The organism is Sphingopyxis sp. GW247-27LB (assembly GCF_002277025.1).
In the GTDB taxonomy this organism is placed as follows: domain Bacteria; phylum Pseudomonadota; class Alphaproteobacteria; order Sphingomonadales; family Sphingomonadaceae; genus Sphingopyxis.
In genome coordinates, this window is sequence record NZ_NIWD01000008.1 from 128367 (window position 1) to 141762 (window position 13396).

8 protein-coding genes are annotated in these 13396 nt (G+C 69.0%); 2 read left to right on the forward strand and 6 right to left on the reverse strand.

Annotation, left to right across the window (positions count from 1 at the left end; all coding sequences use genetic code 11):
- Positions 1-50: 50 nt before the first annotated feature.
- From CD928_RS08280 to CD928_RS08305, 6 genes are all read right to left on the reverse strand, one after another.
- A complete protein-coding gene (locus tag CD928_RS08280) occupies positions 51-3275 on the reverse strand; it encodes an error-prone DNA polymerase (protein WP_255247084.1) in 3225 nt (1074 codons plus the stop codon).
- Positions 3272-4810 carry a DNA polymerase Y family protein gene (locus tag CD928_RS23760; protein WP_255247085.1) on the reverse strand — a complete coding sequence of 513 codons (1539 nt, stop codon included), beginning with the start codon at positions 4808-4810 and terminating at the stop codon, positions 3272-3274. The genes CD928_RS08280 and CD928_RS23760 overlap by 4 nt, the downstream gene beginning before the upstream one ends.
- Positions 4713-5498: an ImuA family protein gene (locus CD928_RS08290; protein ID WP_095386633.1), complete on the reverse strand. Its 786-nt coding sequence runs from the start codon at positions 5496-5498 to the stop codon at positions 4713-4715. Before CD928_RS08290 ends, CD928_RS23760 begins: the two co-directional genes overlap by 98 nt.
- Positions 5499-5727: 229 nt before the next feature.
- Positions 5728-7134: an efflux transporter outer membrane subunit gene (locus CD928_RS08295; protein WP_095386634.1), complete on the reverse strand. Its 1407-nt coding sequence runs from the start codon at positions 7132-7134 to the stop codon at positions 5728-5730.
- Entirely contained in the window at positions 7131-10322 is a 3192-nt protein-coding gene (locus tag CD928_RS08300; RefSeq protein WP_095386635.1) for an efflux RND transporter permease subunit, read from the reverse strand. The genes CD928_RS08295 and CD928_RS08300 overlap by 4 nt, the downstream gene beginning before the upstream one ends.
- Before the next feature lie 6 nt (positions 10323-10328).
- Positions 10329-11507, reverse strand: a complete 1179-nt coding sequence (locus CD928_RS08305) for an efflux RND transporter periplasmic adaptor subunit (RefSeq protein WP_176473520.1) — start codon at positions 11505-11507, stop codon at positions 10329-10331.
- Between the two features lie 214 nt (positions 11508-11721).
- On the opposite strand from CD928_RS08305, the gene kduI reads away from it, so the two are divergent.
- Both kduI and kduD read left to right on the forward strand, forming a co-directional pair.
- Complete coding sequence (gene kduI, locus CD928_RS08310; RefSeq protein WP_095386636.1) at positions 11722-12558, forward strand: 5-dehydro-4-deoxy-D-glucuronate isomerase; 837 nt, start codon at positions 11722-11724, stop codon at positions 12556-12558.
- A 64-nt stretch (positions 12559-12622) separates the two neighbouring features.
- Complete coding sequence (gene kduD / locus CD928_RS08315; protein ID WP_095386637.1) at positions 12623-13390, forward strand: 2-dehydro-3-deoxy-D-gluconate 5-dehydrogenase KduD; 768 nt, start codon at positions 12623-12625, stop codon at positions 13388-13390.
- Positions 13391-13396: the final 6 nt, after the last annotated feature.

The window sequence follows — 13396 nt, forward strand, 5'->3', positions numbered from 1 at the left end:
CTTTTCCTTTCTCTCTGCGTTCTCTGCGGCCTCTGCGCGAATCTTTCTTCTCAATGAAAGTCGCGGGATTTGGGCAGGATACGGACGTCGCGCGGGTGGCCCTGGCGCGGCATGGGGCCGCGTGGCGCGGCAGCGTCCCCCAGCGCATCGAGCATCGCGGTGCGGTCGGCGACGCGGGTCGCCATCAGGTGGACGACGCCTTCCTTGCTCCGCTGCACCTCGCCTTCGACCAGCATCAGCCGCGACGCCATGACGGCACGCCGATAGCGTTCGAAATGCCGCGCCCACAGCAGCACGTTCACGATGCCGCCCTCGTCTTCGAGCGTGATGAAGACCGCATTGCCCTTGCCGGGGCGCTGGCGGATCAGCACGACGCCGGCGGTGCGGACGATCAGCCCGTTCTTCGTCGCCGCGGTTTCGCGGCAGCTCAGCACGCCTTCCTTCGCGAAGGCGCGCCGCAGGAACGCCATCGGATGGCCCTTCAGCGACAGCCGCGTCGTCTGGTAATCGGTCAGCACCTGCTCGGCGAGCGGCGTCGGCGGCAGCTTCGCATCCGCCTCCGCGCCCAGCTCGTCCGCGCCGGCGGCGCCGAACAGCGGCAGTACCCCCTGCCGCACCCGCCGCGCCTCCCACAGCGCCGGGCGCCGCTCGGCCCCCATCGACCGGCAGGCGTCGGCCTCGGCGAGCAGGCGCAGCGCGCGGCCAGGCAGCGCGGCGCGGCGGGCAAGCTCCTCGACGCTGGCGAAGGGGCGGGCGCGCGCATCGGCGATTTGCGTCGCCCATATCTCGCGGAATCCGTCGACCTGCCGGAACCCCAACCGCAACGCGAGAGTGCCGTCGTCGGTGCGTTCGAGGCTGTTGTCCCACCCGCTCGCATTCACATCGACGCCGCGCACCTCGACCTCATGCTCGCGCGCGTCACGGACGAGCTGCGCGGGGGCGTAGAAGCCCATCGGCTGCGAATTGAGGATTCCGCAGGCGAAGACGGCGGGGTGGTAATGCTTGATCCACGACGAAACATAAATGAGCCGCGCGAAGGACTGGGCATGGCTTTCGGGAAAGCCGTAGCTGCCGAACCCCTCGATCTGCTTGAAGCAGCGTTCGGCGAATTCCTGCTCATAGCCGCGCCGCACCATGCCGCCGATCATCTTGTCGCGGAAATTGTCGATGGTCCCGACATTGCGGAAGGTCGCCATCGCGCGGCGCAGGCCGTTGGCTTCCTCGGGCGTAAAGTCGGCCGCTACCATCGCCAGCTTCATCGCCTGTTCCTGGAACAGCGGGACGCCGAAGGTCTTGCCCAGCACGTCGTGCAACTCGTCGGCGGGGTGCGGCGGCGCGGGTCGGGGAAATTCGACCGGCTCTTCCTTGTTTCTCCTTCGTAGATAGGGATGAACCATATCGCCCTCGATCGGGCCGGGGCGGACGATCGCAACCTGCACGACCAGATCGTAGAATTTTTTAGGGCGCAGGCGCGGCAGCATGTTGATCTGCGCCCGGCTTTCGACCTGAAAAACGCCGATGCTGTCGCCTTTGCAGAGCATATCGTAAACGGCAGGGTCCTTGGCATCGATATCAAGTTCCAGCGTCCGGTCGCCCAGCCCATGCTCGCGCATCAGGTCGAAGCATTTGCGGATGCAGGTCAGCATGCCGAGCGCGAGCACATCGACCTTCATCAGGCCGAGCGCGTCGATATCGTCCTTGTCCCATTCGATGAAGGTGCGATCCTCCATCGCGGCATTGTGGATCGGCACCAGTTCGTCGAGCCGCCCTTCGGTCAGCACGAAGCCGCCGACATGCTGCGACAGGTGGCGCGGCGCCGTGAGCAGTTCGCCGACGAAGCGGTGCAGCCGCTCGATCTCGCCATTGTGCGGGTTAAGCCCGGCCTCGACGAGCCGCTCGACAGGAACCTCGTCGCCCCAGCTTCCCCAGCTCGTGTCGGCGAGCCGCGCGGTCACATCCTCGCTGAAGCCGAGCGCCTTGCCGACCTCGCGAATCGTGCTGCGCGGACGGTAGTGGATGACGGTCGCGGCGATCCCCGCGCGGTCGCGACCATAGCGGTCATAGATATGCTGGATCACCTCCTCGCGCCGCTCATGCTCGAAATCGACGTCGATGTCGGGCGGCTCGTCGCGCTCGGCCGACATGAAGCGCGAGAAGAGCAGTTCGTGCTTCATCGGGTCGACCGAGGTGACGCCGAGCAGGAAGCAGACGATCGAATTGGCGGCCGACCCGCGCCCCTGGCAGAGGATCGGCGGATTCTGCGCCCGCGCGAAGCGGACGAGATCGTAGACGGTCAGGAAATAATAGACATAGCTCCGGCGCCGGATCAGCCGCAGCTCGTTCCCGATCAGCGCGCGGACCTTGGGCGGCAGCGGCGTCCCATAGCGTTTCTCCGCCGCCGTCTTCACCAGATGGTGGAGATAATTGAACGGTTTCCAGCCCGGCGGCACCGGTTCGTGTGGATATTCATAGCGCAGGTCGTCGAGGCGGAAGCGGATTCGCGCCAGCAGCTTCGCGCTTTCCTCGACCGCTTTGGGATAGCCATCGAACAACCGCTTCATCTCCTCGGGGGATTTCAGATGCTGTTCGCCATTGGCGCGCAGCCGCCGCCCCGCCTTCTGGACCGTCGCCCCCTCGCGGATGCAGGTGATGACGTCGTGCAGCGGGCGCTGCGCGGCGGTGGCATAGAGCGCGTCGTTGGTCGCGAGCAGCGGGACGCCGGTCGCCGCCGACAGGCGCCGGCGTTCGGCCAGCCGCCGCGCGTCGCTTCCGGTCCGCGGCATGGTTGCCGCCAGCCACACCGATTTCGGCCGCACCCGCTTAAGCGTGTGGAGCAGCGCCGCGTCGCCGTCCATCGCGATCAGCAGGAGATCGTCCGAATGCGCGAGCAGATCGTCGAGGGTCAGGATGCAGTCGCCCTTCTGCGCGCGCCGATTGCCGGTCGAGAGCAGGCGCGTGAGACGCCCCCAGCCGTGGCGGCTGACCGGATAGGCGACGATGTCGGGGGTGCCGTCGGCGAAGGCGAGCCGTGCTCCGACCACCAGCCGGAAGCCCTCCACCAGCTCGGGCTTCTTGACCTGCAGGTCTTTTAGAAAGGTCCACGCCCGCACCACCCCCGCGACGCTGTTGCGGTCGGCGATGCCGATGCCGCCGAGGCCGAGCGCCAGCGCCTCCGCCACCATCGCGGCAGGGTGCGAGGCGCCGTGGAGGAAGCTGTAGTTGGTCGCGGCGACCAGCTCGGCGAAGGCGGGGGGCGGGGCGGGGGTCTCGCTCATGCGAAGAGCCCGTGGATATACCAGCGCGGATCGGGCTTTTCGTCGTAGAGCCCGTGGCGGAACAGCCAGTAGCGGCGGCCGCGATCGTCCTCGACGCGGTAATAGTCGCGCGTCAGCCCCCTGTTGTCGCGGCGCCGCCACCATTCGGCAGCGATGCGCTCGGGCCCCTCGTAGCGGCGGATCGCGTGCGTCGCGCGGCGCCAGCGAAAGCGGTGTGGCGGGCCGTCGGGCACCTCGGCGATCACCTCGATCGGCTGCGGCGGGTCGAAGAGCCAGAAGGGGCGCAGCGGCGGCTCGCCGGGCGCGGGCGCGGGCCAGGCTTGCGGCGGCGGCGCGTCGATCGCGGGGAGTTCGAGCTGCGCCTGTTCGGGGATATGCGTGTCGGCGGGGCGATATTTTCGCACCCGTCCGCGCCCGAGCCGGGTCGCGAGCCGGTCGGCGAGTTCGTCCATCGCCGGCGCCCGCGCCGCGCCGCCTTCGAGCCTCAGCTGGCTCGCGCCCAGCGCCTCGATCCGCGGCACGGCGAGGCGCATCATGTCGAAGCCGAAGCCGGGGTCGATCGGGTCGCGCAAGGCATCGATGCGCTCGGCGAACAGCCGCATCACCAGCGCGGCGTCGCGCGTCGGGGCGCCGGTCTCGACCGCGATCGTGCGCGCGAGCCCGTCGCTGCGGAAGAAGGTGGCGCGGAAATCGCGCCCGCCCTTGCCGCGCCCGGCAAGGGTTTCGATCGCTTCGCCCGCGAGTTCGGCGAGCACCCCCATCGCGTGCGGCGTGCTTGCGACGGGCTCGGCGAAGCGGCGCTCGGCGGCGACGGGCGGCGGTGTCAGGCGCGGTGCGAGCGGGCTCGGCGCGTCGCCGAGCAGGCGGCGCAGCGCCTCTGCGGCCTCGGCGCCGAAGCGCGCGGCGAGGCTCGCCATCGGCCGGCTCGCGAGGTCGCCGATCGTCCGGAGCCCCGCGCGCGCGAGCGCGCGCGTCGCCTCGGCATCGAGTTCGAGCGCCGCGACCGGCAGGCGGCGGATCGCCGCCGCCTCGTCGGGGGCGGGCGGTGCCGGATAGCGCGCGAGCGCGCGCGCCGCGTCGGCGGTGGGGCCGAGCGCCGAGCGCACGGTCATGCCCGTCCGCTCGAGCCGCGCCTCGACGTCGGCGGCCAGCGCCGCCTCGCCGCCGAACAGATGGGCGGCGCCGGCGATATCGAGGATCAGCCCGTCGGGCGGGTCGAGCGCGACGAGCGGCGTATAGCGCGCGCAGCCCTGCGCGAGCCGGTCGAGCCAGTCGCGGTCGAGCGCCGGATCGTGCGGCACGACGCGCAGGCCCAGCACCTGCGCGCGCGCGTCGGCGAGCGCCATGCCGGGGGCGAGGCCGAGCGTCGCGGCGCGCGCATCGACGGCCGCGAGACGCAGCGCGCCGCGCAGCTTTTCGGCAAAGACGAGCGGGGCGTCAGGCGGCCTCGACGCCGCGCGACTCCAGCGCTCGGCGGGGAGCCAGGGGAAGAACAGCGCCAGATAGCGCCGCGTCGCGGAAGGCTTGATCGTCACGGTTCCACTCCAGCCGCCAGCGCGCGCCCGCGGGGCCTGCGCGCCAGCGCAGCAATTCGAGATCGAAGGCGGGCGCGCCCGGCGCGTTCGCCTCCAGTTCGCGCGAGGGCGCCGCCGCGATGCGCCAGCGCGTCTCGGCGATGCTCGGCACGGGCTCGGCCCCCAGGCGCAGCAGCAGCAGCACCGTCCCGGCATCGCGCGCGCCGAGCGCGAGCCGCCGCCCCGCAGTCAGGTCGAGCGCGGGCAGGCGCCCCCGGCTTTCGACGACCACCGCCGTCGAGCCGGGGCAGCGCAGCGCGTCATTCGCGGCGGCGAGCAGCGCCCTGGTATCCCCCGTCTCGACGAGCAGCAGCCGGTCGGGATCGCCGCCGAGTTCGGCGATGCCCGGCGCATAAAGATGCCCGCCCTGCCGCGCAGCGTCGGCGGTGCGCAGCCACAGCAGCGGCGCCGTGCCCCCGCCGCGCAAGGCGAGCAGCGCGGCAAAGGCGGCGGCGCTCGCGGCGTCGAGCGAATCGGCGAATATCTCGTGCACCCGCCCCACCGCGAGCCCGCCGCCGAGCGCGGCGTCGAACCCTGCATGCCCGCTCGCCAGCCAGCCGTCGGCGCGCGCGCCGGGCGACCCGCCGGAAGCGGCGATCCGGGCGACGCGGCGGCGCAGCCCGGCGAGAGGGGAAGACGACTCGCGCATGATATGTTCTCTATATGTTCTATTAGCGCGCGAGTCCGGTCGCTTGTCAAGGCAGCAGGCGTGGGGGCTTGTTTGGGTTCACGCGAAGACGCGAAGGCGCGAAGAGGTTGCGCTTGCCGCGAAGCGGCTTTTTCCCGTCCGACATCGCGCCAAACGCATTGATGCAGGAAAAAGGGCCTTTCGGCCCGATCCAATTCCTTCGCGCCTTCGCGTCTTCGCGTGAAATATTCTAAGGCGCCGCTCCAGCCTCCGCCCCCGCCGCGCTGTCTCCCCCAAGCGCGCGGAACAGCGCGATTCGGGTTTGCGCGAGCAGCAGCTGGGTCGCGATCTCGCTGCGCCGCGCGCTATAAAGGCTGCGCTGCGCGTCGAGGCTGGCGAGGAAACTGTCGACGCCGCCCTTGTAGCGCGCGTCGGTCAGCGCCGCGGTGTCGGCCGCCGCCTCGCTGTTCGCCGCCGCGGCGCGTACCCTTTCGGCGATCGTACCCTGCACCGCGAGCGCGTCGGCGACTTCGCGAAAGGCGGTCTGGATCGCGCCTTCATAGCTCGAAAGCGCCGCGTCGCGCTGCGCTTTGCTGACGTCGACTCCGGCGCGGCGGCCGCCGAAGTCGAAGATCGACGCGCTCGCGTCGCCCCCCGCCGACCAGGCGAAGGCGCCGCCGTCGAACAGGCCCGAAAGCGCGTCGCTCGCGAAGCCGAGCAGCCCGGTCAGCGAGATGGAGGGGAACAGCCGCGCGCGCGCGACGCCGATGTCGGCATTGGCGGCGCGGAGCTGATATTCGGCCTCGATCACGTCGGGACGGCGCAGCAGGATTTCGGAGCTCACCCCCGCAGGCAGCGCGACGATCGCTGCCGTGGCTTCGGCCAGGCTCGCGGGCAGCAGCGTGGGGTCGACGTCGCCGCCGACGAGCAGGCGAATGAGATTCTCGTCCTGCGCGAGCGCGCTCGTCTGCGCCGCGATCGAATCCTCGGCGGTCGCGAGGATCTGCTCGGCCTGGCGGAGGTCGGTGCGCGGGGCGATGCCGCCGTCCAGCCGCGCCTTGGTGAGCCGCACATTCTCGCGCGCATTGGCCGCGGTGTCGCGCGCGATCGCCATCAGGTCGCGATCGGCGCCATAATTGGCCCAGGCGTCGGCGAGGTCGGCGATCAACGCGAGGCGCACCGTGCGCGCCGCCGCCTCGGTCGCGAGCGCGCGATTGCGCTCGGCCTCGGTCGCGTTGGCGAGGCGCCCGAACAGGTCGAGCTCGAAGCCGGTGACGCCGCCCTGCAGCGAGAAATCGGCGCTGCCCGCGCTGCCCTCGCGATCCGCATAGCCCGCTCCGGCCGTGACGCCGATCGCCGGCAATTGCGCCGACCGCGTCACCCGGACCTGCGCGCGCGCCGCGGCGACATTGGCAAAAGCGGTGCGCAGGTCGCGGTTGTTCGCGAGCGCCTGCTCGATCAGCGACTGCAATCGCGGGTCGGTGAAGACCTGCCCATAGGAAAGGACCGGCAGCGCCGCCTCGCTCTGCAGCAGATAGGCGTCGCCCACCGGCCAGCTTTGCGGCACCGGCGGCGCGGGCAGCACCGTCTTGGGCGCGAGCGAGCAGCCCGCGAGCAGCAGCGGCGCGGCGACCAGCGCGAGATGCGCGCGCGTCATGCCGGCATCTCCTGCGCGTCGCCGCGCTTGCCGAAGCGTTCTCGCAGCGCCGCGACCCCGTCGCGCACTCCGCGCCGCACGAGCACGAAGAAGAGCGGGATGAAGAAGATGGCAAGCAGCGTCGCGGTCAGCATCCCGCCGATCACCGAGGTGCCGATCGCGACGCGGCTGTTCGCGCCGGCGCCGGTCGCGATCGCGAGCGGCAGCACGCCGAAGATGAAGGCGAAGCTCGTCATCAGGATCGGGCGCAGGCGGATCTTCGCCGCGGCGATCGCCGCCTCGATCACCCGCTTGCCCTGCCGTTCCTGCTGCTCGGCGAACTCGATCATCAGAATCGCGTTCTTCGCCGCGAGCCCCATCGTCGTCAGAAGGCCGATCTGCAGATAGACGTCGTTCTCGAGCCCGCGCAGCGTGACCGCGAGCACCGCGCCGACCAGCCCCAGCGGGATGACGAGCAGCACCGCGACCGGGATCGACCAGCTTTCGTAAAGCGCCGCGAGGCAGAGGAAGACGACGAGCAGCGACAGCGCATAGAGCAAAGGCGCCTGCCCCGACGACAGCCGCTCCTGATAGGAGGAGCCCGCCCAGGCGACGCTGGTGCCGGGAATCTGCGCCGCCATCGCCTCCATCAGGTCCATCGCCTCGCCCGAGCTGGTGCCGGGGGCGGGCTGGCCCGAGATTTCATAGGCGGGAACGCCCTGGAAGCGCGAAGTGCTGCTCGGCGTCGTCGACCAGCCTATCCGCGAAAAGGCCGAGAAGGGTGACATGCCGCCGTCGGACGAGCGGACATACCATTGGCCGAGGTCCTCAGGCGCCGCGCGATAGGGCGCATCGCCCTGCACATAGACGCGCTTGACGCGCCCCTTGTCGATGAAGTCGTTGACGTAGCGGCCGCCCCACGCGGTCGACAGCGTGTTGTTCACGTCGCTGTTGCTGAGGCCATAGGCGGTCAGCCGCTGGGTATCGATGTCGACCTTCAGCGTCGCGACATCGGGCAGGTCGCTCAGCCGCACCGACTGCAGCTGCGGGTTGGCGTTCGCCATCGCGAGCAATTTGTCGCGCGCGGCGGCGAATTCCTCGCGGCTCAGCCCACCGCGGTTCTGCAATTCCATCGTGAAGCCCGACGTGTCGCCGAGCCCGCGCACCGCGCCGGGGACGAGCGCGAAGATCTGCGCGTCGCGCAGTCCCGACAGCGCCTTGCGCGCGCGCTGGGCGATCGCGTCGGCGGTGTTCTCGGGCCCTGGACGGTCGTCCCAGTCGACGAGGTTGACATAGCCCTGGCCGGTGTTCTGCCCCGACGCGCCGCCGCCCCCGCCGCCGGCGATCAGGAACAGCGCCTGGGTGTTCGCCTTTTCCTGGGTCAGCAGATATTTCTCGACCGCGTCGCGCACTTCCAGCGTGCGTTCCTGCGTCGCGCCCGCGGGCAGGCGGAACTGAATCGCGACGCGGCCCTGATCCTCGTTGGGCAGGAAACCGCCGGGCAGACGGAAGAAGAGCAGCACGAGCAGCGCGACGGCGAGCGCGTAGATCGCCAGGAACAGCCATTTGCGATCGACGACCTTGGCGACGCTGCCCGCATAGCTGGCGCTCGCGCGGTCGAAGCGCGTATTGAAGCCGTGCTTCGCGCGCTCGAACATCTCGTGAAGGCGCGGGAAGCGGCGGCGCTCGCCCTCCGCGCCATGCGCCTTGGGCTTGAGCAGGGTCGAGGTCAGCGCCGGGCTCAGCACCAGCGCGACGATCACCGACAGCGCCATCGCCGACACGATGGTGATCGAGAATTGGCGATAGATGACCCCGGTCGAGCCGCCGAAGAAGGCCATCGGCAGGAACACCGCCGACAGGACGAGGCCGATCGCGACGAGCGCGACCTGCAGCTCCTGCATCGACCGGATCGTCGCCTCGCGCGCCGACATGCCGGGATTTTCCTCCATCAGTCGCTCGACATTCTCGACCACGACGATCGCGTCGTCGACGAGCAGGCCGATCGCGAGGACGAGCCCGAACAGCGTCAGCGTGTTGATGCTGAACCCCGCGATATAGAAGATGGCGAAGGTTCCGAGCAGGACGACGGGCACCGCGATCGCGGGGATCAGCGTCGCGCGCCAGCTTTGCAGAAAGACGAACATGACCAGGACGACGAGCAGGATCGCCTCGAACAGCGCCTTCTGCACCTCGCTGACCGACAGCTTGATGAAGCTGGTCGAATCATTCGCATAGGCATAGGCGAGCCCTTCGGGCATGTCGGCGGCGAGCGCGTCCATCCGCGCCTTGACGAGGTCGGCGGTCTTGAGCGCGTCGGACCCCGGCGACAGCGAGATCGACATGCCCGCGCCCGGATGCCCGTTGACGCGGGTGATGGTGGTATAGCTTTCGGCGCCCAGTTCGACGCGCGCGACATCCTTGATCCGCACCGTCGACCCGTCGGACAGCGTCTTGAGCACGATATTCTCGAACTCTTCGGGCGTCTGCAGCCGCGACTGGGCAGTGACGGTCGCGTTGAGCATCTGGCCCTTGGGCGCCGGCAGCCCGCCGACGTCGCCCGCCGCGATCTCGGTATTCTGTGCGCTGATCGCGCTCACCACATCGCCGGGCATCAGCGAGACCGCGGCGAGCCGCTGCGGATTGAGCCAGATCCGCATCGCGTGCGGAGCGCCGAAGACGTTGACGTCGCCCACGCCGTCGACGCGCGACAGCGGGTCCTGGATGTTCGAGGTCAGATAGTCCGACACGTCCTGGTTCGACCGCGTGTCGGTGGTGTCGAACACGGCGACGAGCAGCAGCGTGTCCGAATTGGACTTGGTGACGCGCACCCCGCGGCTCTGCACCTGTTCGGGCAGGCGCGAGATCGCTGACGCGATCTGGTTCTGGACCTGGACCTGCGCGATGTCGGGGTCGGTGCCCTTGGCGAAGATCGCGGTGATGCTCGCCTGCCCGCGCGAGCTCGATTGCGAGCTGAAATAGAGGAGGCCGTCGATCCCGGTCAGCTGCTGTTCGAGCACCTGGGTGACGCTGTTCTCGATCGTTTCGGCCGACGCGCCGGGATAGGTCGCGCGGATATTGACCTGGGTCGGCGCGATGTCGGGATATTGCTCGATCGGCAGCGAGAAAAGCGCGCCGAGCCCGCCCAGCATCACGATGATCGCCAGCACCCAGGCGAAGATCGGGCGGTCGATGAAGATGCGCGACATGGCGGGCTATTTGTCCTTCGCCGTCCGCCCGGCAGCCGCGCCCGCCCGCTGCGCGCTGGCCGCCGCGACCGGGCGGATCGCCATCCCCGTCTTGAGATTGCCGACGCCCTGGGTGATCACCCGGTCGCCGGCCTTGAGCCCGGCCGACACGACCCAGTCGGTGCCCGATGTCCGTTCGGTGGTGATCTTGCGCCGCACGACCTTGTCGTCCTTGCCCGCCAGATAGACGAAGGCGCTGCCGTCGAAATCGCGCTGCACCGCGGGCTGCGGGACGAGGATCGCATTGGGCTGGACCGCCTGATCGAACAGGGCGGTGACGAACATGCCGGGCAGCAGCAGCCCCTTGGGATTGGGGAAGCGCGCGCGCAGCGTCACCGTGCCGGTCGCTTCGTTGACCGTCATCTCAGAAAACTCGACCGTGCCCGTGAAGCCGTAATCGCTCCCGTCCTCGAGCTTCAGGCGCACCGCGGTGCTGCCCGGCTGGGTGCCGCCGCTGGCGAGCGACCGGCGCAGCGCGGTGAGCTCGGAACTCGACTGCTGCATGTCGACATAGATGGGGTCGAGTCGCTGGATCAGCGCCAGCGGCTCGGCCTGGCTCGCGCTGACAAGCGCGCCGGGGGTGGCGAGGCTGCGGCCGATGCGCCCGCCGATCGGCGCGGTGATCGTCGCATAGCGCAGGTTGATGCGCGCGGTTTCGAGCGCCGCGGCGTTCTGCGCGACCACGGCGCGCGCGACCCGCGCCGCCGCCAGCGCGTCAGTATAATCCTGCTCGGCGATCGCCTGCATCTTGGCGAGCGGCTCGAAGCGCTTCGCTTTCTCCTCGGCCGCCTGCGCGTTGGCGCGCGCGCTCGCCAGATTGGCCTCGGCCTGGTCGACCGCGGCGCGATAGAGGCTCGCGTCGATCTGGTAGAGCGGCTGGCCGGCGCGCACCACGCCGCCCTCGGTGAACAGGCGGCGGCGGATCAGCCCGCTCACCTGCGGGCGCACTTCGCTGGTCTCGAAGGCGACGGTGCGGCCGCCGAGTTCGGTGGTGATCGGGACCGCCGATGTCGCGGCGACGACATAGCCGACTTCGGGGGTGCCGCGGTCGCGGCCATTCTGGTCGTCCTTGCTCGCGCAGGCGCTCAGCGACAGCATCGCCGCGCACAGGGCCCCGGTCAGGAGCAGCGGCCTCTTGTTGGGCATAGTCGATGTATCTCGTGTCGATCCGCGGGGAGGAACGGAGGATTGGGCTCCTATTCACCGTATCGGGCCGCTGCTGGCAAGCGGATTAGCCCTTTTGCGACAAATTACGACAAATTTCCGCGCCGATGGTCCGGTTCGACCCGAATCATTGACACCGGTTACCATTGACGGTAGCCAAGCATGAGTTCCATTCTCCACGACGAGGAAGCCCATCATGTTCGCGAAGACCTATCACGCCACCCATCCCGACATGATGGAGGACGTCTCGAACGACGATCTGCGCGCGCGCTATCTGGTCGCGGGCATGTTCGAGGATGGCCAAATCCACCTCAACTATTCGCACAACGAGCGCTTCGTGATCGGCGGCGCGGTGCCGAAGGGCGGGGCGCTGACGCTCCCCGCGCAGAGCGAGCCCGCGTCGGCGGCGGGGCATCCCTTTCTCGAACGGCGCGAGATGGCGGCGGTCAACATCGGCACCGACGGCGCGATCAGCGTCGACGGCCAGCGTTTCGAGATGAAGAACAAGGAATGCCTCTATATCCCGATGGGGTCGAAGGAGGTGACCTTCGAGGGCGACGGCGCGCGCTTCTATCTCGCCTCGCTTCCGGCGCATAAGATCTGCCCGATCAAGCATGTCACGCTCGATCAGGCCAACCCGCTCGCGCGCGGCGACCTCGCCAATTCGAACCAGCGGACGATCTATCAGCTCGTCATTCCGGGCGTGTGCGAAAGTGCGCAGCTGCTGCTCGGCCTGACCGTGCTCGAGGAAGGGAGCGTGTGGAACACCATGCCCCCGCACCTCCACGACCGGCGCAGCGAGATATATCTCTATTTCGACCTGCCCGAGGAAAACGACCGCATCTTCCATTATATGGGCGAGCCGGATTCGATGCGGCACATCGTGATCGCGAACGAGGAGGCGGTGATCAGCCCGCCTTGGTCGATCCACATGGGTTCGGGGACCAAGAAATATGCCTTCATCTGGGCGATGGGCGGCGAGAATCTCGACTATACCGACATGAACGTCCTCGACATCTGCCAATTGAAGTAAGGACTGTTCCTGTCTTCATCGTCACCCTGAAACAAGCTCAGCATGACATTGGATTAAGATAACGATGCGAATGTTCGACCTCACAGGAAAAGTCGCGCTCGTCACCGGCGCCAACACCGGCATCGGCCAGGGCATCGCGCTCGCGCTCGCCGAAGCGGGGGCGGATATCGCGGCCGCCGGCCGCTCGCCCGCCGACGAGACCGTCGAAAAGGTCCGCGCGCTCGGTCGTCGCGGCGAAAATTTCGCCGCCGACCTGTCGAGCGTCGCCGCGGTGCAGCCACTCGTCGACGCGGTGCTCGCCGCGTTCGGCCGCATCGACATCCTCGTCAACAACGCCGGCATCATCCGCCGCGCCGATGCCGTCGACTTCACCGAGGCCGATTGGGACGCGGTGATGGACACCAATTTGAAGACGCTCTTCTTCCTCTGCCAGGCGGTGGGCAAACACATGATCGCGCGTATCGAAAAGGAAGGGGGTTCGGGCAAGATCATCAACATCGCCTCGATGCTGACCTTCCAGGGCGGCATCCGCGTGCCGAGCTACACCGCGTCGAAATCGGGCGTCGGCGGGCTCACCAAGCTGCTCGCGAACGAATGGGCGGCGAAGGGGGTGCAGGTCAACGCGATCGCGCCCGGCTATATCGCCACGAACAACACCGCCGCGCTGCAATCGGACGCGACGCGCAACCGCCAGATCGTCGAGCGCATCCCGGCGGGGCGCTGGGGCGACCCCGCCGATATCGGCGGTGCCGCGGTCTTCCTCGCCTCATCGGCTGCGGATTATGTCCAGGGCCATATCCTTGCCGTCGACGGCGGCTGGCTGGCTAGATAAACGCCC